The sequence below is a fragment of the Variovorax sp. GW823-FHT04B03 genome (assembly GCF_058796495.1).
The window spans coordinates 54408-74733 of sequence record NZ_JBXAIT010000006.1 but is presented as its reverse complement, the minus strand read 5'-3'; the positions used below and the strand labels follow the sequence as shown (position 1 = coordinate 74733).

23 protein-coding genes are annotated in these 20326 nt (G+C 69.5%); 8 read left to right on the top strand and 15 right to left on the bottom strand.

What is annotated here, in order from left to right:
- Positions 1 to 10: 10 nt before the first annotated feature.
- The 4 genes from AC1RAD_RS24340 to ruvA all read right to left on the bottom strand — a co-directional run bounded on the left by AC1RAD_RS24340 (position 11) and on the right by ruvA (position 4035).
- On the bottom strand, positions 11 to 1417 hold the full coding sequence (locus AC1RAD_RS24340; RefSeq protein ID WP_216360064.1) for an aldehyde dehydrogenase family protein: 1407 nt from the start codon (positions 1415 to 1417) through the stop codon (positions 11 to 13).
- A 124-nt stretch (positions 1418 to 1541) separates the two neighbouring features.
- Entirely contained in the window at positions 1542 to 2534 is a 993-nt protein-coding gene (locus AC1RAD_RS24335) for a helix-turn-helix domain-containing protein (protein ID WP_095947951.1), read from the bottom strand.
- A 35-nt stretch (positions 2535 to 2569) separates the two neighbouring features.
- A complete protein-coding gene (locus tag AC1RAD_RS24330) occupies positions 2570 to 3466 on the bottom strand; it encodes a hypothetical protein (protein WP_492737638.1) in 897 nt (298 codons plus the stop codon).
- The gene (gene ruvA, locus AC1RAD_RS24325; RefSeq protein WP_056577514.1) at positions 3463 to 4035 is read right to left on the bottom strand and encodes a Holliday junction branch migration protein RuvA; all 573 of its coding nucleotides are present in this window, start codon (positions 4033 to 4035) and stop codon (positions 3463 to 3465) included. The genes AC1RAD_RS24330 and ruvA overlap by 4 nt, the downstream gene beginning before the upstream one ends.
- A 20-nt stretch (positions 4036 to 4055) precedes the next feature.
- On the opposite strand from ruvA, the gene AC1RAD_RS24320 reads away from it, so the two are divergent.
- From AC1RAD_RS24320 to AC1RAD_RS24310, 3 genes are read left to right on the top strand one after another with little or no spacing between them, the layout of a single operon-like run.
- A complete protein-coding gene (locus AC1RAD_RS24320) occupies positions 4056 to 5006 on the top strand; it encodes a PhoH family protein (RefSeq protein ID WP_172438305.1) in 951 nt (316 codons plus the stop codon).
- Between the two features lies 1 nt (position 5007).
- A complete protein-coding gene (gene ybeY, locus AC1RAD_RS24315) occupies positions 5008 to 5475 on the top strand; it encodes an rRNA maturation RNase YbeY (RefSeq protein ID WP_062479245.1) in 468 nt (155 codons plus the stop codon).
- 15 nt (positions 5476 to 5490) lie between these two features.
- Positions 5491 to 6114: a class I SAM-dependent methyltransferase gene (locus AC1RAD_RS24310; RefSeq protein ID WP_492737636.1), complete on the top strand. Its 624-nt coding sequence runs from the start codon at positions 5491 to 5493 to the stop codon at positions 6112 to 6114.
- Here the strand turns inward: AC1RAD_RS24310 and dtd are convergent.
- Together dtd and AC1RAD_RS24300 are read right to left on the bottom strand one after the other, a co-directional pair.
- Positions 6086 to 6529 carry a D-aminoacyl-tRNA deacylase gene (dtd, locus tag AC1RAD_RS24305; protein WP_099793121.1) on the bottom strand — a complete coding sequence of 148 codons (444 nt, stop codon included), beginning with the start codon at positions 6527 to 6529 and terminating at the stop codon, positions 6086 to 6088. The two genes, AC1RAD_RS24310 and dtd, sit on opposite strands and share 29 nt — an antisense overlap.
- Positions 6526 to 7440, bottom strand: a complete 915-nt coding sequence (locus AC1RAD_RS24300) for a cation diffusion facilitator family transporter (RefSeq protein WP_492737634.1) — start codon at positions 7438 to 7440, stop codon at positions 6526 to 6528. Before AC1RAD_RS24300 ends, dtd begins: the two co-directional genes overlap by 4 nt.
- Positions 7441 to 7588: 148 nt before the next feature.
- On the opposite strand from AC1RAD_RS24300, the gene AC1RAD_RS24295 reads away from it, so the two are divergent.
- Together AC1RAD_RS24295 and AC1RAD_RS24290 are read left to right on the top strand one after the other, a co-directional pair.
- Positions 7589 to 8080, top strand: coding sequence for a FecR family protein (locus tag AC1RAD_RS24295; protein ID WP_070062875.1), 492 nt, complete (start codon positions 7589 to 7591; stop codon positions 8078 to 8080).
- A 4-nt stretch (positions 8081 to 8084) separates the two neighbouring features.
- Positions 8085 to 8699, top strand: a complete 615-nt coding sequence (locus tag AC1RAD_RS24290; RefSeq protein ID WP_492737632.1) for an OmpA family protein — start codon at positions 8085 to 8087, stop codon at positions 8697 to 8699.
- A gap of 52 nt (positions 8700 to 8751) precedes the next feature.
- On the opposite strand, the gene tyrS is transcribed toward AC1RAD_RS24290, so the two are convergent.
- Positions 8752 to 9984, bottom strand: a complete 1233-nt coding sequence (gene tyrS, locus AC1RAD_RS24285; protein ID WP_159272807.1) for a tyrosine--tRNA ligase — start codon at positions 9982 to 9984, stop codon at positions 8752 to 8754.
- Between the two features lie 161 nt (positions 9985 to 10145).
- Between tyrS and AC1RAD_RS24280 the strand changes: the two genes are divergently transcribed.
- Both AC1RAD_RS24280 and AC1RAD_RS24275 read left to right on the top strand, forming a co-directional pair.
- Complete coding sequence (locus AC1RAD_RS24280) at positions 10146 to 11492, top strand: M23 family metallopeptidase (protein WP_492737631.1); 1347 nt, start codon at positions 10146 to 10148, stop codon at positions 11490 to 11492.
- 17 nt (positions 11493 to 11509) lie between these two features.
- Positions 11510 to 12658 carry an anhydro-N-acetylmuramic acid kinase gene (locus AC1RAD_RS24275; protein WP_492737629.1) on the top strand — a complete coding sequence of 383 codons (1149 nt, stop codon included), beginning with the start codon at positions 11510 to 11512 and terminating at the stop codon, positions 12656 to 12658.
- Between the two features lie 6 nt (positions 12659 to 12664).
- Here AC1RAD_RS24275 and mdtD read toward each other — a convergent pair whose 3' ends face one another.
- From mdtD to AC1RAD_RS24245, 6 genes are all read right to left on the bottom strand, one after another.
- On the bottom strand, positions 12665 to 14098 hold the full coding sequence (mdtD, locus tag AC1RAD_RS24270) for a multidrug transporter subunit MdtD (protein WP_307638086.1): 1434 nt from the start codon (positions 14096 to 14098) through the stop codon (positions 12665 to 12667).
- Positions 14099 to 14191: 93 nt separating this feature from the next.
- Complete coding sequence (gene erpA / locus AC1RAD_RS24265; RefSeq protein ID WP_056577477.1) at positions 14192 to 14557, bottom strand: iron-sulfur cluster insertion protein ErpA; 366 nt, start codon at positions 14555 to 14557, stop codon at positions 14192 to 14194.
- Positions 14558 to 14754: 197 nt separating this feature from the next.
- On the bottom strand, positions 14755 to 15147 hold the full coding sequence (gene rpsI / locus AC1RAD_RS24260; RefSeq protein ID WP_062479216.1) for a 30S ribosomal protein S9: 393 nt from the start codon (positions 15145 to 15147) through the stop codon (positions 14755 to 14757).
- A gap of 12 nt (positions 15148 to 15159) precedes the next feature.
- A complete protein-coding gene (gene rplM / locus AC1RAD_RS24255) occupies positions 15160 to 15591 on the bottom strand; it encodes a 50S ribosomal protein L13 (protein ID WP_062479213.1) in 432 nt (143 codons plus the stop codon).
- Between the two features lie 205 nt (positions 15592 to 15796).
- Positions 15797 to 17065, bottom strand: a complete 1269-nt coding sequence (locus AC1RAD_RS24250; RefSeq protein ID WP_492738086.1) for a S1C family serine protease — start codon at positions 17063 to 17065, stop codon at positions 15797 to 15799.
- 5 nt (positions 17066 to 17070) lie between these two features.
- Entirely contained in the window at positions 17071 to 17673 is a 603-nt protein-coding gene (locus AC1RAD_RS24245) for a hypothetical protein (protein ID WP_492737628.1), read from the bottom strand.
- 162 nt (positions 17674 to 17835) lie between these two features.
- Here AC1RAD_RS24245 and AC1RAD_RS24240 point away from each other — a divergent pair, with 162 nt between their 5' ends.
- Positions 17836 to 18795, top strand: a complete 960-nt coding sequence (locus AC1RAD_RS24240; RefSeq protein ID WP_492737627.1) for a 23S rRNA (adenine(2030)-N(6))-methyltransferase RlmJ — start codon at positions 17836 to 17838, stop codon at positions 18793 to 18795.
- Positions 18796 to 18805: 10 nt separating this feature from the next.
- Here AC1RAD_RS24240 and AC1RAD_RS24235 read toward each other — a convergent pair whose 3' ends face one another.
- Both AC1RAD_RS24235 and metF read right to left on the bottom strand, forming a co-directional pair.
- The gene (locus AC1RAD_RS24235; RefSeq protein WP_095746890.1) at positions 18806 to 19444 is read right to left on the bottom strand and encodes a septal ring lytic transglycosylase RlpA family protein; all 639 of its coding nucleotides are present in this window, start codon (positions 19442 to 19444) and stop codon (positions 18806 to 18808) included.
- A 53-nt stretch (positions 19445 to 19497) separates the two neighbouring features.
- Entirely contained in the window at positions 19498 to 20322 is an 825-nt protein-coding gene (gene metF / locus AC1RAD_RS24230; RefSeq protein ID WP_062482359.1) for a methylenetetrahydrofolate reductase [NAD(P)H], read from the bottom strand.
- Positions 20323 to 20326 lie beyond the last annotated feature (4 nt).

Below are 20326 nucleotides of genomic sequence, written 5' to 3'. Positions count from 1 at the left end.
CTGCAATGCATCAGGAGAAGATCACCTGCGCGTCGGTGTACTCCTTCAGCCCTTCTTCCGCGAACTCCACACCGAGCCCCGAAGCCTTCACGCCGCCGAAGGGCGCGTTGGGCTGGATGGCGCCGTGCTTGTTGATCCACACCGAGCCGCATTCCAGGCGCGAGGCGATGCGCTTGGCGTGCTCGATGTCCTTGGACCACACGGAACCGCCGAGGCCGTTCTCGCTGTCATTGGCGGCGCGGATGGCCTCTTCGACGTCGGTGTAGCGGATGACGGGCAGCGCGGGCCCGAACTGTTCTTCGTCGACCAGCGCATCGCCGTTCTTCAGGCCCGCGACGATGGTCGCGGGGAAGAAGAGGCCCTCGCCCGGCTCGCCGCCGGTGAGCACCTGGCCCTTCTTTTTCGCGTCGGCCACGAGCCGCGCGACCTTGTCGAACTGCATGCGGTTCTGCACCGGGCCGAGCACGTTCTTCTCGTCCATGCCGTCGCCCATCGGCACCTGCCTGGCAAAGGCCGCGAGGTGCTCGCACACCTCGTCGTGGATGCTGGCGTGCACGTACAGGCGCTTCATGGCCGCGCAGGTCTGGCCGTTGTTGAGGAACGCGCCCCAGAACAGGCCTTCGGCGATGGCCTTGGGGTCGGCGTCGGGCAGCACGATGCCGGCGTCGTTGCCACCGAGCTCGAGCGTGAGCCGCTTCATGGTGCTGGCGGCCGACTGCATCACCTTCTTGCCGGTGGCGCAGGAGCCGGTGAACACGATCTTGCGGATGACGGGGTCGCTCGCCATGTCGGCGCCGAGGTTGGAGGTGCGGTCGTCGCAGCTCACGCTGTTGACCACGCCTTCGGGCAGCACTTCGTTGAGCAGCTCGACAAAACGCAGCGTGGCCAGCGGCGTGTACGGCGAGGGCTTGATGACGACCGTGTTGCCCGTGCGCAGCGCCGGCAGCACGTGCCACACGGCGATCAGCACGGGGAAGTTCCACGGCGTGATCGAGCCCACCACACCCACAGGCTTGCGGAAGATCTCGACGTGGCCCTGCGCGTTGTCCTGCAGCACGCGCGGCGGCAGCGACAGCGCCGCGGTGGCGCCGGCCCAGGCCGCGGCGCCGCCCAGTTCCCAGCGCGAGCCCAGGCCGTTGAGCGGCTTGCCCTGCTCCAACGTGAGCAGGCGCGCGAGCTCTTCGGCGTGCGCGCCGATCTTCTCGGTCACGGCGCGGCAGGCGGCGGCCAGTTCGTCGTCGGACTTGCGCGACCAGCTCGTGAAGGCCTTCTGCGCGGCGGCCACGGCGGCGGCGAGGTCGTCGCGCGAACCGTTCGGCGCGGTGCCGATCACCTGGCCGTTGGCGGGGTTGCGCACTTCGAAGGAGGCCGTGCCTGGCACCGCGCGACCGCCGATCGTCATTCTTGTCTCTTGCATTGCTTTGTCCTGGTTGGGTTGACGCTGGCGCGCGCCGCCGCAGGGCGGGCGCGCCAGGTCACTGTAGGAAAAGCAGGGGCCGGCGTCTTGGAGCCAGGCGTCAGCGAATGGACTCAGGCGTCAGTCAGTGCGTCAGGGGTCCAAGTGCCAGGCGTCCCGGCGGCACGCCGTAGCGCTTGCGGAACTCGCGGTAGAAGAACGACAGGTCGTTGAAGCCGCAGTCGTAGGCGACCACCGCGATGGCCGGCGCGGGGCCGCCCTGCCGCGCCGCCGCATCGAGCGCGGCGCGCGCCGCCGCCAGCCGGGTGTCGAGGATGTGGCGACTCGGCGAAACGCCCAAGGCCTCGAAGGCCCGCTGCAGCAGCCGCGGCGACACGCCCAGGTGCCGCGCCAGTTCGCCCGCGTGGAAGGCCGGGTCGTGGAACTGCAGCGCCACGTGGTCCATCGCGCGGCGCAGCACGCCCTCGCCCGCGTTGCGCGACAGCAGCGCCGGCGCCTGCCGCGCGCGCTCGACCAGCACCGAGCCGAACACGCCGAGAAAGGCCTCGACCAGGTGCGCGTCGTCGGACTGCCCGCTGTCGAGCAGGCGCGCGAGGATGGCGCGCATCGCGAAGCCCAGCGCGTCGCCGCGTCGCACGCACACGCCGCCCTGCAGCGTGGGGCCGAAGCGCGCGAGCATGTCGGCGCGCGGCAGGTGCACCGACACCTGCTGCGAGCTGGCGCCGTCGTAGACGAACTCCGAGGGCCGCGCCGAATCGATCAGCACGATGTCGCCGGCCTGCACCGCGATCTGCTGCGCGCCCTGGCACATGAGCGCGCCGCCGTGGTCCTGGAACACGAGGAAGAAATGCTCGCGGTCGTCGCGCCGGATGGCCTGCGCATCGCGGTGCACGCGCTGCAGGTTCTGGCCGATGAGCGCCACGTCGACACCGCCGGCGCGCCGCACCTCGATACCGCCCGACACGGTCTGCTGGCGCGGCATGGGCACGGGCGTGAAGTTGCCGCACACGGCCTGCAGGCGCGGGCCGACGAGCTCGAACGGCATCTCGGCGCGCATCCGCGGCGTCAGGGGGCCGCCGCTCAGGTGCGCGGGCGAATCGAAGAAAGAAGCGCTCACAGAGGGTGTCTCCTTGCAGGGCGCCGGGCCAGCGCTCAGTCCTCGTCCATGACCCGCGAGCGGCCGAACCAGAAGCCAAGCACCAGGCCGACCGTGCCGGCACCGATGCCGCCCCACAGGCTCAGGAAAGTGTAGACGTTGTAGCGCCCCGGATGCTGCGCGAGCGCACTCGCCAGTGCGGGTTCGTTCAATCCGCCGAGCCCGCGCGCAGCGGCGTAGTCGAAGCCCGCGGCGCCCAGGAAATGCGGCGCCACGAGGATCGGCAGCGCCGTGAAGAACGGAAACCAAGCGCCGCGCATCCGGCGCCAGCGCATGAAGATCGCCGCGACGAGCAGCACCGCGCCGACCGCGACGGTGCCCAGCGCGAAGGGCTGGCGCGCCAGCGGCAGCAGCCAGGGCCAGATCCACGGCAGCGGGTACAGCGGCCACTCGGCGCGCGGCGCCAACCCACCCGGCCGCGCGACGACCGACCAGCCCAGCGTGTCGAGGCCGCTGAACACCAGTGCCGACACGCAGGCCACGGCCGCGACGATCAGGCACACGCTGCGAAACGGGGACGCGCTGCCTTGCAGGAAGCCGGGCGATGGCTCCGGTGGCAACGCCGGCGACCGGGGCCAGCCCGACTGCCAGTGCCGCACGACGATCGACGTCGGCACCGGCGGTGGCGCCACGTCGCCGCGCACCAGCCAGTCGATGAACAGGATGCCGACCGCGTACGCCATGACCGCCGTGAGCCACGCGCAGACGCCCGGCATGTCGACGAAGCCGGCCGGCGTCAGCATCGGCAGCTGGCCGTAGGCCACGCCCGCAAAGCCGTAGAGCCAGATGATCGGCACCGACAAGGCCATGGCCGTGTGCATCAGCACGGCGTCGGTCTCGGCCGACTCGTGGCGCAGCGCCTGCGCGCGCGACCACGCCTCGCGCCAACTCACTTCGCCAGGGCTTTCAGTGCCATCTTGATGCCGTCGCTCACGCTCGCGTCCTTCGGCAGTGCCTTCAGCGCCAGCGCGGCTTCCTTGTCGCTGTAGCCCAGCGCCACCAGCGCCTGCAGGATGTCGGCCTGCGCGTCGGACGCGGCATGCGCCGGCAGGCCGATGTCGGCGCCCAGCTTGCCCTTGAGCTCCAGCAGCAGCCGCTCGGCGGTCTTCTTGCCGATGCCCGGGATCTTCACGAGCCGGCCCAGCTCCTGCGTGGTGATGGCCTGCGCCAGCTCGCCCACGCTCATGCCCGAGAGCAGGCCCAGCGCGGTGCGCGGGCCCACGCCGGTGATCTTGATGAGCTGGCGGAACGCCGCCCGCTCCTCGGCGGTGCCGAAGCCGTAGAGAATCTGCGCGTCCTCGCGCACGACGAAGTGCGTGAGCAGCGACACCTTCGCGCCGACGTTGGGCAGGTTGTAGAACGTGCTCATCGGCACGTCGACCTCGTAGCCGACGCCGTTGCAGTCCACCACCACCTGCGGGGGGTTGCGCTCTGCGAGCGTGCCGGTCAGTTTGCCTATCATGGGTGCCCTTTTTCCTTGAAATGTCCGGCGTGATTCTGCGACACACCTTTACCCCCCTGAACAATTCGCGCCTCGGCCACCTGTGCGGCCCGCTGGATGCGCACCTGCGCCGCATCGAGGACGCCCTGGGCGTGAAGATCGCGCACCGCCACGAGCAGTTCAAGGTCGACGGCCCCAAGGCCCCGGCGCAGCGCGCCATGGAGGTGCTGCAGGCGCTGTACGAGATCGCCCAGCGCGCCATCGACCCGGCCGTGGTGCAGCTCACGCTGGCCGGCGACGGCTCGATGAGCGACGAGGACGCGGCCATGCTCGTCACGCGCCGCGCCGACCTGCGCGCGCGCACGCCCACGCAGGCGCTGTACCTGGACAACATCGCCAAGCACGACATCACCTTCGGCATCGGCCCGGCCGGCACCGGCAAGACCTACCTGGCGGTGGCCTGCGCGGTCGATGCGCTGGAGCGCGCGGCGGTGCAGCGCATCGTGCTCACGCGCCCGGCCGTGGAAGCGGGCGAGCGCCTGGGCTTCCTGCCGGGCGATCTGACGCAGAAGGTCGACCCCTACCTGCGCCCGCTGTACGACGCGCTGTACGACCTCATGGGCTACGAGAAGGTGCAGAAGGCCTTCGAACGCAACGTGCTCGAGATTGCGCCGCTGGCCTTCATGCGCGGGCGCACGCTGAACAACGCCTTCGTGATCCTCGATGAAGCGCAGAACACCTCGGTGGAGCAGATGAAGATGTTCCTCACGCGCATCGGCTTCGGCGCCAAGGCGGTGGTGACGGGCGACGTGAGCCAGATCGACCTGCCCAAGCAGCAGCTCAGCGGACTGATCGACGCCGAGCGCGTGCTCAAGCGCGTGGCCGGCATCGCGACCACGCACTTCACGAGCGCCGACGTGGTGCGCCATCCGCTGGTAGCGAAGATCGTCGATGCCTACGACGGGCAGCGCAAGCGCTCGGGAGGCCACTGACATGGCGGCCTCTCTGCTTCCGGCCCTGTCGCTGTCGCTGCAGTTCGGGCGCTTCAAGGGCGTGGAGCGCCACCGCGCCGCGCTGCCGCGCCACAGCGTGAACCGCTGGATTCGTCATGCGCTGGACATCGACGGAGAGATCACCGTGCGCATCGTCGATGCCGAGGAGGGCCAGCGCCTGAACCGCGAGTTCCGCGGCAAGGACTACGCCACCAACGTGCTCACCTTCGACTATGCGCAGGGCCCGGTCGTGATGGCCGACCTGGTGCTGTGCGCGCCCGTGGTGGCACGCGAGGCCAAGGAAAACCGCAAGACCCTCGCCGCGCACTACGCGCACCTGCTGGTGCATGGCACGCTGCACGCGCAGGGCTGGGACCACGAGACCAGCGAAGCCGACGCGGACGAGATGGAAGCGTACGAAATCGAGATCCTCGCGGGCCTGGGCATCCGCAGCCCGTACGGGCGCTGACAGGGGGCCTCGGCCGTGCAGGACACCGATCCCTGGCTGGCGCGCTGGCTGCCGCTGCTGCGCGCATGCGCCGGCGACGGGCCGGTGCTTGAACTGGGCTGTGCGGCCGGTCGCGACACCGCCACGCTGGTCGAGGCCGGCTTGCGGGTGGTGGCGGTCGAGCTGTCGTCTGACGCCCTGGCGCAGGCGCGGCAACGCGTGCCCGCAGGGGCCGAATTTCACTGCGGCGATTTCCGCGACGCGTGGCCGCTGGCGGAGGGCGCCACGGTCGGCGCCGTGCTCGCGAGCCTGTCGTTGCACTACTTCGCGTGGGACGAGACGCTGGCACTGGTGCGGCGCATCCACCGCGTGCTGCGGCCGGGTGGCGTGCTGCTGTGCCGCCTCAATTCGGTCAACGACCGGCACCACGGCGCGCGCGGCCCGTCGGCCAGCGGGCGGGACGAAGATTTTTTCTACACGGTGGACGGTTTCCCCAAGCGCTTCTTCGACCGCGCCGCGGTCGAGCGGCTGTTTGCCGACGGCTGGCAACTGCAGCACCTCGAGGAGGTGCGCGTGCTGCGCTACGACGAACCGAAGGTGGCGTGGGAAGCGGTGATCCGCCCCGCGCCGTTCACGCCGTCATCTGCAGCGGGATCGTGACCGGCCCGTCGTTCAGCAGGTGCACCTGCATGTCGGCGCCGAACTCGCCCGTCGCCACCACCGGGTGCGCGCCGCGCGCCTGCGCCACGAAGTACTCGTAGAGCCGGCGGCCCTCGTCGGGCGGCGCCGCGAGCGTGAAGCTGGGGCGGTTGCCGCCGCTCACGTCGGCGGCCAGCGTGAACTGGCTCACGACCAGCAGGCCGCCGCCGATGTCCTGCACGCTGCGGTTCATCTTGCCGGCCTCGTCCGAGAAGATGCGCAGCTTGAGGATCTTGGCGAGCAGGCGGTCGGCCACGCTGTCGGCGTCGCCGCGTTCGGCGCACAGCAGCACCAGCAGGCCGGCCTCGATGGCGCCGACGGTCTGGCCCGCGATGTCGACGCGGGCGTGGGCGACGCGCTGGAGCACGGCTTTCATGAATGGTGGTCCTCGAGTCGGGTGGCGCGCGCTTCCATGGTGAGCGGCAGCAGTTGGATGGTCACGCGCAGGCCGGGCACGGCGTCCATGAGCGCCTGCTCCAGTTCGTCGCGCAGGTTGGCGGCGCGCTGCAGGGTCCAGTCGCCGGGCACGTGCATGTGCAGGTCGGCAAAGCGGCGCTGGCCGGCGCCGCGCGTCACCATGTCGTCGAAGCGCAGGCGGTCGCCCTCGGCATGGTTGGCGGCGAACGCGTCGAGCGTGGCGCGCACGGTGGCGAGCGTCTCGGCATCGAGCGCCTCGTCCATCAGGCCCTGCGAGGAGCGCCACACGAGCTTGAAGCCCTCGCGCACGATGTTGAGCGCCACGCCGATGGCGATCAGCGGGTCGAGCCAGAGCCAGCCGCTGAAATGCACGGCCACGATGCCGACCAGCACGCCGACCGAGGTCCACACGTCGGTCATCAGGTGGCGCCCGTCGGCCTCCAGCGCGATGGAGCGGTGCGCGCGCGCCGCCCGGAACAGCACGAACGCCAGCGCCGCGTTGAAGCCCGAGCTGAGCACCGACAGCGCCAGGCCCCAGCCCAGCTGCTCCAGCGGCTGCGGCGACAGCAGCCGCAGCACCGACACCCACAGGATGGCGACGGCGGCGGCCACGATCAGCAGGCCCTCGAAGCCGGACGAGAAGTACTCGGCCTTGTGGTGGCCGTAGGGATGGTCCTCGTCGGCCGGGCGCTCGGCGATGGTCACCATGGCCAGCGCGAACATGGCGCTGGCGAGGTTGACGCAGGACTCCATGGCGTCCGAAATCAGGCCCATCGAGTTCGTCAGGTAGCCGGCCCATCCCTTCAGGAGGATGGTGATCAGGGCCACCGCGACAGAGACGCGAAGCAGCGTTTTAGGGGTCAACGTCATGCAGAAAGAACAAGATCAGGTAAAAAGGGCCTGTGCGGGCGGGCATTACGTCGCAGGAATCGGCTGAATTATCAGCCGCGTGACCATATGTAACGCCTTCGCCTTAATATTTGCGCTCATTGCGAAGCAATCAGTCACAGAGAGGCAAATGATGAAGAAATTTTTGACCGCCGCCCTCGGGCTCGCCATCGTCGGCGCAGCCACCCTGGCCCAGGCCCAGGCACCCGCTGCGGCGTCCGCAGCAGCAGCCGCGCCCCAGCAGGCCGGGTTCGTGAAGACGGTGCGCGGCAACGTCCAGCTGCTCGACGGCGCCGGTGCCACCCGCAACGCCGCTCCCGGCGACGCGCTGGGCGCGGTCGACCGCATCGTGACCGGCCCGGACTCGTCGGCGGCCGTCGTACTGCGCGACAACACCACGCTGATGGTCGGCCCGTCCTCGCGCATGGACCTGAAGGAATTCCACTTCGACGGCACCACCCGCGACGGCGGCATGCTCGTGTCGCTGCTGCGCGGCTCGATGCGCATGATCACGGGCCTCATCGGCAAGACCAACCCCGACGCCGTGCGCGTCGAAACCCAGACCGCCACCATCGGCATTCGGGGCACGGACTTCATCGTGCAGACCGACGGCCAACCCTGAAAAGATGCAGACACTGTTACGCCGCTCCTCCCTTCTTCTCGCGACCACGATCGCCCTGTTCCTGGCCGCCTGCTCCTCGCCGGGCACGCGCGTGGTGCTGCTGCCCCAGGCCGACGGCACGCCCTCCGCCGTGGTGGTGCGCGCCAAGGACGGCGAAGAAGTGCTCTCCAAGCCCTACCAGCGCGCCACGGCCGCGGTGGGCGCGAGCGGTGCGCCGGTGGTCGACCAGGCCGACGCGGCCAAGGTCCAGGCCGAGAACAAGCCCCTGTTCGACATGCGCCCGCCGCTTCCGCAGCGCTACACGGTGTTCTTCGAAGTGGGCACCACCACGCTGACGGCGGCGTCGCAGCAGATCATGACCGAGGCGCTGGCCGCCGCGCTGGCCCGCAGCGGCGGCGACATCGTGGTGACCGGCCACACCGACACCAAGGGCGCCGGCGAGCAGAACGACCAGCTGTCGCGCCGCCGCGCGCAGGAAGTGGTGCAGCTGTTCGTGGAGCGCCAGTTCCCGGCGAACCGCATCGAGGCCGTCGGCCGCGGCGAACGCGACCTGGCCGTGCCGACCGCCGACGAGGTGGACGAGCCCCGCAACCGGCGCGTGACCATCGAGGTCCGCTGAGCCCTCACGCGAGCGCCCATTGAAAAAGGCCCCGAGGGGCCTTTTTTTGCGATCAGCTCAGGGTCACTCGCGCAAACTTGCGCTTGCCGACCTGCACCACGTAGCTGCCCGCGGGCAGCTTCAGCCCCTTGTCGGACACCACGACCGAATCGATGCGCACGCCGCCGCCATCGATCAGGCGATTGCCCTCGCCCGACGAAGCCGCCAGGTTGGCCTGCTTGAGCAGCTGGCCGATGCCCAGCGGGGCGCCGCTGAGCGCCACCTCGGGAATCTCGTCGGGCACGCCGCCCTTGCTGCGGTTGATGAAGTCCTGCTCCGCCGCATCGGCCGCCGCCGCGCTGTGGAAGCGTGCGGTGATTTCCTTGGCCAGCGCCACCTTGGCGTCCTTCGGGTTGCGCCCGGCCGCGATCTCGGCCTTCAGCGCCTCGATCTGCGCCACCGACTGGAAGCTCAGCAGCGTGTACCAGCGCCACATCAGCGTGTCGGAGATCGACAGCACCTTGGCGAACATGCTGTTGGCGTCCTCGCTGATGCCGATGTAGTTGCCCTTGCTCTTGGACATCTTCTCGACGCCGTCGAGCCCTTCGAGCAGCGGCATAGTGAGTATGCACTGCGGCTCTTGTCCGTATTCCTGCTGGAGATGGCGGCCGACGAGCAGGTTGAACTTCTGGTCGGTGCCGCCCAGTTCGAGGTCGCTTTCGAGCGCCACCGAGTCGTAGCCCTGCATCAGCGGGTACAGGAACTCGTGCACCGAGATCGACTGGCCGGCCTTGAAGCGCTTGTTGAAGTCGTCGCGCTCCATCATGCGCGCCACCGTGTACTTGGCCGCCAGCTGGATCATGCCGCGCGCGCCCAGCGGGTCGCTCCACTCTGAGTTGTAGCGGATCTCGGTCTTCGATTCGTCCAGCACCAGCTTGGCCTGGGCGAAGTAGGTCTCGGCGTTGGCGCGGATCTGCTCGGCCGTGAGCGGCGGGCGGGTGCTGTTGCGGCCCGAGGGGTCGCCGATCAGGGAGGTGAAGTCGCCGATCAGGAAGATCACGCGGTGCCCCAGGTCCTGGAGCTGGCGCATCTTGTTGAGCACCACCGTGTGTCCGATATGAATATCCGGTGCGGTCGGGTCCAGGCCCAGCTTGATGCGCAGCGGCTTGCCGCTGGCTTCCGCCTTCTGGAGCTTCTTGACCCACTCGTCCTGCGGCAGCAGCTCGTCAGCGCCGCGGAGGGAGATTTCGAGGGCTTGTCTTACACCATCGGAGAGGCTGGTGGATGTAACAGATTCGGCGTTCATGGGCTTTTTTGGCGGTTTTTCCGGTGGCCGAAGCTATACTCAGCCCGACTTTTCAAGCGCCGGATTCTAAGCGGCGCTTTTTTTCCGCACCGTCTCCTGCCGCCCTGAACGCACTGGGCCTTGCAGCACGGACCTGCAGAACCTGAGTTGGAATCCACAGTTTGATCAACGGCATCCTTGCCGCCGAGGAGCTTCTCGCTTCCCGCGTGGCGTACACATTCCGGACGTACCCCAAGCAGATCACCGCAGCGATCGCTGCGATGCTGCTCAGCGCCGGCACCCTCGCGGTCGCCTCGCTCGGTCCCGACGCGTCCGACCTCCCCATCCAGCAAGTGCTCGAAGCCACCGCGCCGGTGTCTTTCGCCGACCAGTCGGCGTCGCTTGAGAACTTCAGCTTCACGCTGTTCCGCACCGACGTCTCGCGCTCCAGCGACACGGCCGAGGCGCTGATGAAGCGCCTGGGCATTTCCGACCCCGCCGCCACCGCCTTCGTGCGCGGCAACGCCGAGGCGCGCATGGCGCTGTTCGCGCGCGTGGGCCGCACCGTGACGGCCGAAGCCACGCAGGAAAACCAGCTACAGAAGCTGAGCGCCCGCTGGATTCCCGACGCCGACGGCGGCTTCAAGCGTTTCGTCGTCGAGCGCACGCCCACCGGTTTTGTCGCCCGCACCGAGCGCGACATGCTGACGCCGGGCACGCGCCTGGCCAGCGGCACCATCCGCAGCTCGCTGTTCGCCGCCACCGACGACTCGCGTATTCCCGACGCCGTGGCGAGCCAGCTGGCCGACATCTTCGCGGGCGACGTCGACGTGCGTTCGCTGCGCAAGGGCGACCGCTTCGCCGTGGTCTACGAGACCTTCGAAGCCGACGGCCAGGCGCTGCGCAGCGGCCGCGTGCTCTCGGCCGAGTTCGAGAACAACGGCAAGGTCCACCAGGCCGTCTGGTTCCAGCCCCCGGGCGCGGGCCAGAAGGGCAGCTACTACCGCCCGAACGGCGACAGCCTGCGCAAGGCCTACCTGGCGTCGCCGGTCGAGTTCTCGCGCGTGTCCAGCGGTTTCGCGATGCGCATGCACCCGATCCTGAACAGCTGGCGCCAGCACAACGGCATCGACTACGCGGCGCCCACGGGCACCGCGGTGCGCACGGTCGGCGATGGCACGGTCGATTTCGCCGGCACGCAAAGCGGCTACGGCAACATCGTCATCATCAACCACCGCAACAACCAGCAGACGGCCTACGCCCACCTGAGCCGCATCAACGTGAAGGCCGGCGAGAGCGTGAGCCAGGGCCAGACCATCGGCGCCGTCGGCTCCACCGGCTGGGCCACCGGCCCGCACCTGCATTTCGAATACCGCGTCGCCGGGGCCTACCAGGACCCGACCACGATCGCGCAAGAAGGCGGCGCACCGATCACCGCGGCCCTGCGCCCGGCCTTCGAACGCATCGCCGTGGGCGCCCGCACCGAGCTGGCTGCCGCCTTCTCGGTGATCCAGGCCAGCGCCGACTGAGCCTCGCTCCCCTGGGCATGGCCGCCACATCGCAGCCGCCGCAGCAACGCTTCATCGGCCTGATGTCGGGCACCTCGCTCGACGGGGTCGACGGCGTCATTGCCGATTTCTCCGACGACGGCCACCTCGCGGTGATCGGCCACGCCAGCGCCGACTTTCCCGCCCCGCTGCGCGCCGAGCTGCTGGCGCTCAACACCCCCGGCGACAACGAACTGCACCGCGCGGCCCTGGCCGGCAACGGCCTGGCGCGGGTGTATGCCGACGTGGTCGCGCAGCTGCTGGCCCGCACCGGCACCGCCCCGACAGCCGTCACCGCCATCGGCGCCCACGGCCAGACCGTGCGCCACCGGCCGCTCGAGTTCGACGGCACGGGCTACACGCTGCAGGTCAACAACCCCTCGCTGCTGGCCGAACTGAGCGGCATCGACGTGGTCGCCGACTTCCGCAGCCGCGACCTCGCGGCCGGCGGCCAGGGCGCCCCACTGGTGCCGGCCTTTCACCAGGCCTTGTTCGCCCGGCCCGACGCGCCCGTCGCCGTGCTGAACCTCGGCGGCATCTCCAACCTGAGCCTGCTGCCCGCCGCGAACGCGCCTGCTGGCACTGCCTCCCTGCTGGGCTTCGATTGCGGCCCCGCCAACGCGCTGATGGACCACTGGTGCCAGCGCCACCTCGGCCAGCCCTTCGACCGGGGCGGCCAGTGGGCGGCCAGCGGGCGCGTGCTGCCCGAGCTGCTGGCCCGGCTGCAGGCCGAACCGTATTTCGCCAAGGCGCCGCCGAAGAGCACGGGGCGCGATTTATTCCATCCGGACTGGCTGGCCAGCCACCTGGGCACGGCCACCTGGGCGCCTGTCGACGTGCAGGCCACGCTGGCCGAGCTGACCGCCAGCACCTGTGCGGCAGCGCTGAGAAGCTATCAAAAAGAGAGCGCCTTGCTGATCGTCTGCGGCGGCGGCGCACTCAACGACCACCTCATGGCCCGCCTGCGCGCCCTGCTGCCTGGCGTGCAGGTGCAGGCGTCGTCGGAACACGGCCTGCCGCCCCAGCAGGTCGAGGCGGCCGCCTTCGCGTGGCTGGCCCGGCGCACCGTCCGGCGCGAACCCGGCAACCTCGCGAGCGTGACCGGCGCGCGCCGGGCGCGGGTGCTCGGCGCGATCTACCCCGCCTGAATTGCGTCAGCCCTGGCCGGAAACCTCCGGCTGCGCAGGTTGCGCCGCCCGTACTTCTGCCGGCAGATGCCAGAAGATCAGGGCCGAAGCCACCGTGATGAGCCCCATCGTCGCGAACGTGGCCTGGAACGCATCGAGCGTCTGCACCGCCGTGGCCGTGCCGAACACGCCGTTGTAGCCCGCCAGCACTGCGCCGGCGGCGGCCACGCCCAGGCTCATCGCCAGCATCTGCACCATCGACAGCAGGCTGTTGCCGCTGCTGGCCATGCCGCCGTCGAGGTCCTTCAGGGTGATGGTGTTCATGGCCGTGAACTGCAGCGAATTGACCGCGCCGAACACCAGCAGCTGCAGCAGGTGCAGCGCCACCGGCTGCCCCGGCGCCGTGAGGCCGAAGCTGGCCATGGTGCAGCCCACCAGCACCGTGTTGGCCACGAGCACGCGGCGGTAGCCATGGCGCGTGATCAGCGGCGTGGCAAAGCGCTTCATCGCCATGCCGGCCAGCGCGACCGGCAGCATCATCAGCCCCGCGCGCACCGGCGAATAGCCCATCGACACCTGCAGCAGCAGCGGCACCAGGAAGGGCATGCAGCTGCTGCCCAGGCGCGAGAACAGGTTGCCCAGCAGGCCGATGCTCAGCGTCGGGATGCCGAACAGCGCGGGCGAGAACAGCGGCTCGGGCGTGCGCGCCGCGCGCAGCCAGTAGGCGACCACGCTGGCGAAGCCGAAGATCAGCACCGCCATCACCCCGCCCTGGCGCAGCCCGAGCCCCGACACGCCATCGACCGCCAGCGAGATCGCCACCATGCCGAAGGCCAGCAGCGCGTAGCCCACGCCGTCGAAGCGCTTCTGGAGGGCGCCGCGCAGGTCCGGCATGTAGCGCAGCGTGGCGATGCAGCCCGCCAGCCCCACCGGCACGTTGATCAGGAAGATCCAGTGCCAGGAGGCGTACTGCACCAGCCAGCCGCCGAGCGTGGGGCCCAGCAGCGGCCCGATGAGCCCCGGGATGGCCACGAAGCTCATTGCCTGCAGGAACTCGCCGCGCGGCACCGTGCGCAGCAGCGCCAGGCGCCCCACAGGCAGCAGCAGCGCCCCGCCCAGGCCCTGCACCACCCGCGCCGCCACGAGCTGCCCCAGCCCCTGCGAGAGCGCGCACAGCACCGAGCCGGCCGCGAACAGCACGATGGCGCAGAAGAAGACGCGCCGCGTGCCGAAGCGGTCGGCGATCCAACCCGAGGCCGGGATCAGCATCGCCATCGTGAGCGCGTAGGCCACCACCACCGACTGCATGCGCAGCGGGCTCTCGCCCAGGCTGGCGGCCATGGCGGGCAGCGCCGTGTTGATGATGGTCGCGTCGAGCGTCTGCATGAAGAAGCCGACGGCCACGAGCCACAGCAGGCTCTTGCGGGCGGGATCGACGGGGACGGCGGTGTCGGGGCTCATCGGGAAGGCGTGGACTCAGCAGGAAAACGACGGGCAGCAAAAAGCCGCCCGGAGGCGGCTTTTTCGAGGGGGCTGGTCAGCAGCATCCAGGCATCAGGCCGAGAAGCTGGAACCGCAGCCGCAGGTGCTGGTGGCGTTCGGGTTCTTGATGACGAACTGGGCGCCCTGCAGGTCTTCCTTGTAGTCGATCTCGGCGCCGAGCAAGTACTGGTAGCTCATGGCGTCGATCAGCAGCGACACACCGTTCTTGGTCATGGTGGTGTCGTCTTCGTTGGTGATCTCGTCGAAGGTGAAACCGTACTGGAAGCCCGAGCACCCGCCGCCCTGCACGAACACGCGCAACTTCAGGTCGGGATTGCCCTCTTCGGCGATCAGGTCGGCGACCTTGGCGGCCGCGCTGTCGGTGAAGACGATCGGCTCGGGCATCTGGGTCTGGATGTTTTCGGCAACAGCGCTCATGGGGTGAAACTCCTTGGGGGGCCGCTTGGGCGGCCAATGGGACGGATGCTACTGCAATGCCGCATTTTCGGCAGGCCGACTGTGGCGAGCACCCATCGCAAGTGGGGTCGGGCGCCGCATCCACCAGGGGCACCCGGGGGACGCGGCCACGAAAAAGCCGCCCGAGGGCGGCTTCTTGTCTCGCAACGAGCAGGGGATCAGCGCTTGCTGAACTGCTTGCGGCGACGGGCGGAGTGCAGACCGACCTTCTTACGCTCGACTTCACGTGCGTCGCGCGTCACGAAGCCGGCTTGGCTCAGGACGGGCTTCAGCGAAGCGTCGTAGTCGATCAGGGCACGGGTGATGCCGTGGCGCGTGGCGCCGGCTTGACCCGATTCGCCGCCGCCGTTCACGTTGACCATCACGTCGAAAGCTTCGAGGTTGTTGGTCAGCGCCAGGGGCTGCTTGGCGATCATGATCGAGGTTTCACGGCCGAAGAACGCTTGGATGTCCTTGCCGTTGACCGTGATCTTGCCGGTGCCTTTTTTCAGAAACACGCGGGCGACGCTGGATTTGCGACGGCCGGTGCCATTGTTCCATTCACCAATCATTCTCAAGGCTCCTTACAGTTCCAGCACTTTGGGCTGTTGGGCGGTATGCGGGTGCTCGGCACCACCGTACACCTTGAGTTTCTTGATCATCGCGTAACCAAGCGGGCCCTTGGGCAGCATGCCCTTGACAGCCTTTTCCAGGGCGCGGCCCGGGTGCTTGTTCTGCATGTCGCGGAAGTTCGTCGCCGTGATACCGCCCGGGTAGCCCGAGTGACGGTAGTACACCTTGTCGATCGACTTGGCGCCGGTGACGCGCAGTTGCGCGGCGTTGATGATGACGATGTAGTCACCGGTATCGACGTGAGGCGTGTAAATGGCCTTGTGTTTGCCGCGCAAACGGAGAGCAACTTCGCTGGCTACTCGTCCGAGGACCTTGTCGGTCGCGTCAATCACAAACCACTCGTGCGTCACGTCAGCGGGCTTGGCGCTGAACGTTTTGGTCATGAGTTTTTCTCTTGAAAGAGGGTTTGGCGAGCCCTTTTCCACGGTCGGCGTTCCTCTGATGGGAATCTCTTAGGTGGGTTTTCACGCCTTTCGCCCAATGAAAGGGCAGCTGGCATGCCTTCGCCGCGGGGCTACAAAAACGCTGCGAAGCCCGCGATTATATGAAGAAATGGCCAAACGGCCAATTTTCGGGCTTCCGGCGGCCTCAGCGCTGGATGCGGACCAGCTCCAGGCTCTCGTTGGCCCCCGAGGAGACCCCGCGCTGGTATTCGCCCTCGAAACGGACGACCCGGCCCAGCTCGGGGCTGTACCAGGCGGCGCCCCGAAAGCGCGTGCTGGCGCCGGTCAGCGGCAAGCTGGTGGTGCTGGAGGCGAAGATCCAGCCCTCGTAGCCGATGCGCATCACGTTCAACTCCACCCCGTCCACACGCATCGTCTGCTCGCCGCCCACCGAGGCGGTGAGTTCATGCCGCAGCCGGTCGCCGGTGGTCGTCACGTAGTCGAGCTGCCAGCGCATGCCGGGCTGGATGTCGTCCTTGCGCAATGCCCAGCCGCCCGGCGGCGACGCGGTGTCGAACAGGCCGCCGGCCGGCGACGTGATGGAGACCACCTGCCCGTTGGTCTTCTCGATCCGGCTGCCGGCATTGAACGACACCTCGTCGCCGCTGACCCGGTCCACCCGGTAGATCACCGGCGCCCGGTTGCCCGTCAGCCGGTCCGTGCGCACGTACTCGAGCGCGTCGCCGGCGCGCAGCGGCTCGGTCAGCGGGATGCCCGCCCCACCGGCGTCGGCCACCCGTCGGGCGGCAGCGCCCGCAGGCTCCCGGGCCCGTGCCGCCAGTTGCGCCTGGGCGCGGGCTGGCAGTTCCGCCAGGAACTCGGCCGGCATGGCGAAATTCAGGTTGCCGCCGTCGCGGGCGGCGAAGGTGGTGATGCCCAGCAGGCGGCCGTCGCTGTCGAACAGCCCGCCGCCGCTCGACCCGGGCGCGATCGCCGCCGTGGTCTGCAGCAGCCGCGCCTCCCCGTCGCCGCCGCGCAGGCCCGACAACAGGCCTTCGCTGAGCGTGTTTTCCAACCCGCGCGGGTTGCCGATGGCGTACACGCGCTGCCCCACCCGCGCGGTGCCAGCAGGCGCCAGCGCCACCGGCGGCGCCGTGAAGTTGGCGACCTTGATCTGGCACAGGTCGCGCCCCGGGTCCGGGTATTCGAGCGTGGCGCCGTAGGTGACGTTGTCGCGCTTGACCACGAAATTGCTGGCCTTGGCGAGCACGTGGCAGTTGGTGACGAGCCGGCCGGGTGCGATCACCACGGCGCTGCCGGCGCGCAGCGGACGCTCCTGCGCGTCGAAGGTGCGCACGGCCCAGACGCTGCCGGTCAGCTTGGCGAACAGGGCGTCGGGCTCCAGCGCGGCGGCCGGGCCAGCGGCCAGCAGGGCGCCCGCGGCGCACAGCCACGGCGCGGCGTTCTTCCACATCGGCTTCACGGCTTGGCGGGCAGCAGGCCGCGCAGATCGTCCATCGAGACGCGGGCGTCGGGCGCGGCGGACGGTGCTGCGGGCGCGGGGCGCGCCGGAGCGGGCGGCGCAACCGCCACGGGAGGCGGCGGTGGCGCGACCACGGCCGGCGCGGGCGCAGGCGCAGGCACTGCTGTGGCCGTCTTCGGCGCCGGTGCGGCCGCCATCTCGGTCGTGCCGATCTTCATGCCGGTCGTCGCCTCGTCGCCGGTCTGCGCGCTGCGGTCGAAGCTGCGCACCTCGCCGAAGATCAGCTGGATCCAGCTCGGGTAGTTGAAGCCCGCGCCGGTGCCGGTGTCGATCGCCACGCCGACCAGGCCGCCGATCATCACGTTGCCGACCAGGCCCACGTTGACGCGCGAAATCGCCTGGCCGCGGGCCGGCGGCAGGCCGGACTGGGTGCATTCGATGTTCAGGTTCTCGCCCGAGCGCCGCACCGGCAGGGTCAGGCCCGAGCGCACCACCGCATCATTGCGGTCGTTCGAGACCCGGCAGCGGGCGCCGTCGACCACCTTGCCCTCGGGCGACAGGGTCTCGACCTTCACGTTCTGCGTGGTGCCGTGGGTCACGGAGGCGCAGCCCGTCAAAATAGACAAAACACCCGCGCCGACGCACAGGCCCCAAAATCGCCATCCGGCTCCTCGCATTGCTGCCCCTCGTTGTGTTTTGTAAATCAATGTAGCGCCGCGCGAGTCTAGCGCTCCCCTTTCCACTTTTTCAGGCCTCATTCCATGTTCAGTTACCGCCACGCGTTCCATGCCGGCAACCACGCCGACGTGCTCAAGCACACGGTCCTGATTGCCACCCTCGACCACCTGCTTGAAAAAGACGCCGCGCTGACCGTCGTCGACACCCACGCCGGCGCCGGCCTGTACCGGCTCGACGGCGACTACGCCGGCACCAGCGGCGAAGCGGCCGACGGCGTGCTGCGCTTCTTCGCCGAACCGGAAAAAGCCCCCGCCACACCCGCCCCCGCCGCCAAGTCGACGGGCAAGAAGCCCGCAGCCCCCGCCGAGGACAAGCCGGTCGCCGAAGCCATCGCCCGCTACCTGAGCGTGATCCACGACTTCAACCCCAAGGGCGGCGCGCGCGTCTACCCCGGCTCGCCGTTCATCGTGCAGCACCTGCTGCGTGACCACGACAAGCTCAAGCTGTTCGAGCTGCACCCGACCGACGCCCGCACGCTGGACGCCAACATCGCCCAGCTCGAGGCCGGCCGCCGCATCGCCGTGCTGCGCGACGACGGCTTCGGCAGCGCCACCAAGTTCCTGCCGCCGCCCTCGCGCCGCGCGCTGGTGCTGATGGACCCGAGCTACGAAATGAAGACCGACTACGGCCGCGTGCTCGACTTCGCGGCCGAGGCGCTCAAGCGCTTCGCCACGGGCACCTACGCCGTCTGGTACCCGATCATTCCGCGCCCCGAGGCGCACGATCTGCCGCGCCGCCTGAAGACGATGGCGACCAAGGCCGGCAAGCCGTGGCTGCACGCCACGCTGACGGTCAAGTCGAGCAAGATCACGAAGGACGCCGCCTCGGGCGAAACGCAGCGCCCGGGCCTGCCGGCCAGCGGGATGTTTTTGATCAACCCGCCCTACACGCTGAAGGCGCAACTGGCCGAGGCACTGCCCCAGCTGGCCGAGCGCCTGGCCCAGGACCGCAACGCCGCCTACTCGCTCGAGAGCGGCGGCTGAGGCAGGCCGCTCAGCGGCGCTTGCGCGGCGGCACGATCACCCGCTTGCGCGCGGGTGCCGGCGCGCGCACGCGCGAGGTCGGCGCCTCCGGCAACAGCGCGGGCTGCAGATCTTCCGCCGCCACGGCCTGGCCGCCGCAGCGCATGCCCTCGCGGTCGATGACCGACAGCGCCACCTGCTTGATGCCCATGCTCGTGAGACCGATGCGGTCGGCCGCGGCGCGGCTCAGGTCGATGATGCGGCCCGGCGTGAAGGGCCCGCGGTCGTTGACGCGCACCAGCACCTCGCTGCCGTTGACCAGGCTGCGCACGCACACGCGCGTGTTGAAGGGCAGCGTCTTGTGGGCCGCCGTCATGGCACCCATGTCGAAGCGCTCGCCGTTGGCGGTCTTGCGCTGGTGGAACTGGATGCCGTACCACGAGGCGCCGCCGCGCTCGAAGATCTCGCGCGGCTCATCGCCGGGTACGCCGTCGTCCAGCGATTCGCCGGTGCCCGACACCGCGAGGTCGTAGCGCACCGACGGCACGGCCGAGCGCGGGGCGGCACCGGGCGGCACGGCCAGGCCGCGTCCCAGCGGCTGCAGCCGCTTGCCGGACGCCGCCGGCGCGGCGGCGGTGTCCGCGTCTTTCTCCTGCGTGGCAGGCGGCATGGTGCACCCTGCGAGCACGCAGGAGACCGCGACGGCGACCGCGCGCAGCCCTCTCAATCCAGGCGCTCCAGGATCGCCAGCGTGGCCGCCGACTGGTTCATCGTGTAGAAGTGGATCGCGGGTGCGCCGCCCGCTTGCAGGCGCGCGCACAGGTCGGTCACCACGTCCAGGCCGAAGGCCTTGATGGAGGCCGTGTCGTCGCCGAAGCCCTGCAGGCGCAGGCGGATCCAGCGCGGAATCTCGGCGCCGCAGGCGTCCGAGAAACGCATGAGCTGCGTCGAGCTCGTGATGGGCATGATGCCCGGCACGATCGGCGTGTCGAGCCCCAGCTTGCGCGCGTCGTCGACGAAGCGGAAGTAGGCCTCGGGGCTGAAGAAATACTGCGTGATGGCCGAGTCGGCGCCGGCCTTCATCTTGGTCGCGAAGGCCTGCAGGTCGGCTTCGGGCGAGCGCGCCTGCGGATGCACTTCGGGGTAGCAGGCCACCTCGATGTGGAAGTCGCGGCCGGTCTCCTCGCGGATGAAGGCGACGAGGTCGCTCGCGTACTGGAACTCGCCGCCGATGCCGTAGCCGCTGGGCAGGTCGCCGCGCAGCGCGACGAGGCGCTTCACGCCCATGGCCTTCAGCTCGGCCAGCTGCTCGCGCACCGTGGCGCGCGTGGCGCCGATGCACGAGAAGTGGCTGGCGGCGTCCACGCCCTCGGCCAGGATCTCCTGCACCGCACCGAAGGTGCCCTGGTGCGTGGAGCCGCCCGCGCCGTAGGTGACGGAGCAGAACTGCGGCTTGCGCGCATACAGCTGCTGGCGCACGGCGCGCAGCTTGACCGCGCCTTCGGGCGTCTTGGTCGGGAAGAATTCGAAACTCAGCGGAAGGCGCACCTGC

What these genes read in the sequence shown, in the direction of transcription:
- AC1RAD_RS24275 (WP_492737629.1), top strand. Translation starts at nt 11,510, where the DNA reads ATGGCCGCCACATCGCAGCCGCCGCAGCAACGCTTCATCGGCCTGATG.
- rpsI (WP_062479216.1), bottom strand. Translation starts at nt 15,147, where the DNA reads ATGATTGGTGAATGGAACAATGGCACCGGCCGTCGCAAATCCAGCGTC.
- tyrS (WP_159272807.1), bottom strand. Translation starts at nt 9,984, where the DNA reads ATGAACGCCGAATCTGTTACATCCACCAGCCTCTCCGATGGTGTAAGA.
- erpA (WP_056577477.1), bottom strand. Translation starts at nt 14,557, where the DNA reads ATGAGCGCTGTTGCCGAAAACATCCAGACCCAGATGCCCGAGCCGATC.
- AC1RAD_RS24340 (WP_216360064.1), bottom strand. Translation starts at nt 1,417, where the DNA reads ATGCAAGAGACAAGAATGACGATCGGCGGTCGCGCGGTGCCAGGCACG.
- ruvA (WP_056577514.1), bottom strand. Translation starts at nt 4,035, where the DNA reads ATGATAGGCAAACTGACCGGCACGCTCGCAGAGCGCAACCCCCCGCAG.
- ybeY (WP_062479245.1), top strand. Translation starts at nt 5,008, where the DNA reads ATGGCGGCCTCTCTGCTTCCGGCCCTGTCGCTGTCGCTGCAGTTCGGG.
- rplM (WP_062479213.1), bottom strand. Translation starts at nt 15,591, where the DNA reads ATGACCAAAACGTTCAGCGCCAAGCCCGCTGACGTGACGCACGAGTGG.
- AC1RAD_RS24295 (WP_070062875.1), top strand. Translation starts at nt 7,589, where the DNA reads ATGATGAAGAAATTTTTGACCGCCGCCCTCGGGCTCGCCATCGTCGGC.
- AC1RAD_RS24290 (WP_492737632.1), top strand. Translation starts at nt 8,085, where the DNA reads ATGCAGACACTGTTACGCCGCTCCTCCCTTCTTCTCGCGACCACGATC.
- mdtD (WP_307638086.1), bottom strand. Translation starts at nt 14,098, where the DNA reads ATGAGCCCCGACACCGCCGTCCCCGTCGATCCCGCCCGCAAGAGCCTG.
- dtd (WP_099793121.1), bottom strand. Translation starts at nt 6,529, where the DNA reads ATGAAAGCCGTGCTCCAGCGCGTCGCCCACGCCCGCGTCGACATCGCG.
- AC1RAD_RS24240 (WP_492737627.1), top strand. Translation starts at nt 17,836, where the DNA reads ATGTTCAGTTACCGCCACGCGTTCCATGCCGGCAACCACGCCGACGTG.
- AC1RAD_RS24320 (WP_172438305.1), top strand. Translation starts at nt 4,056, where the DNA reads ATGTCCGGCGTGATTCTGCGACACACCTTTACCCCCCTGAACAATTCG.
- AC1RAD_RS24235 (WP_095746890.1), bottom strand. Translation starts at nt 19,444, where the DNA reads ATGCCGCCTGCCACGCAGGAGAAAGACGCGGACACCGCCGCCGCGCCG.
- AC1RAD_RS24300 (WP_492737634.1), bottom strand. Translation starts at nt 7,440, where the DNA reads ATGACGTTGACCCCTAAAACGCTGCTTCGCGTCTCTGTCGCGGTGGCC.
- AC1RAD_RS24250 (WP_492738086.1), bottom strand. Translation starts at nt 17,065, where the DNA reads ATGTGGAAGAACGCCGCGCCGTGGCTGTGCGCCGCGGGCGCCCTGCTG.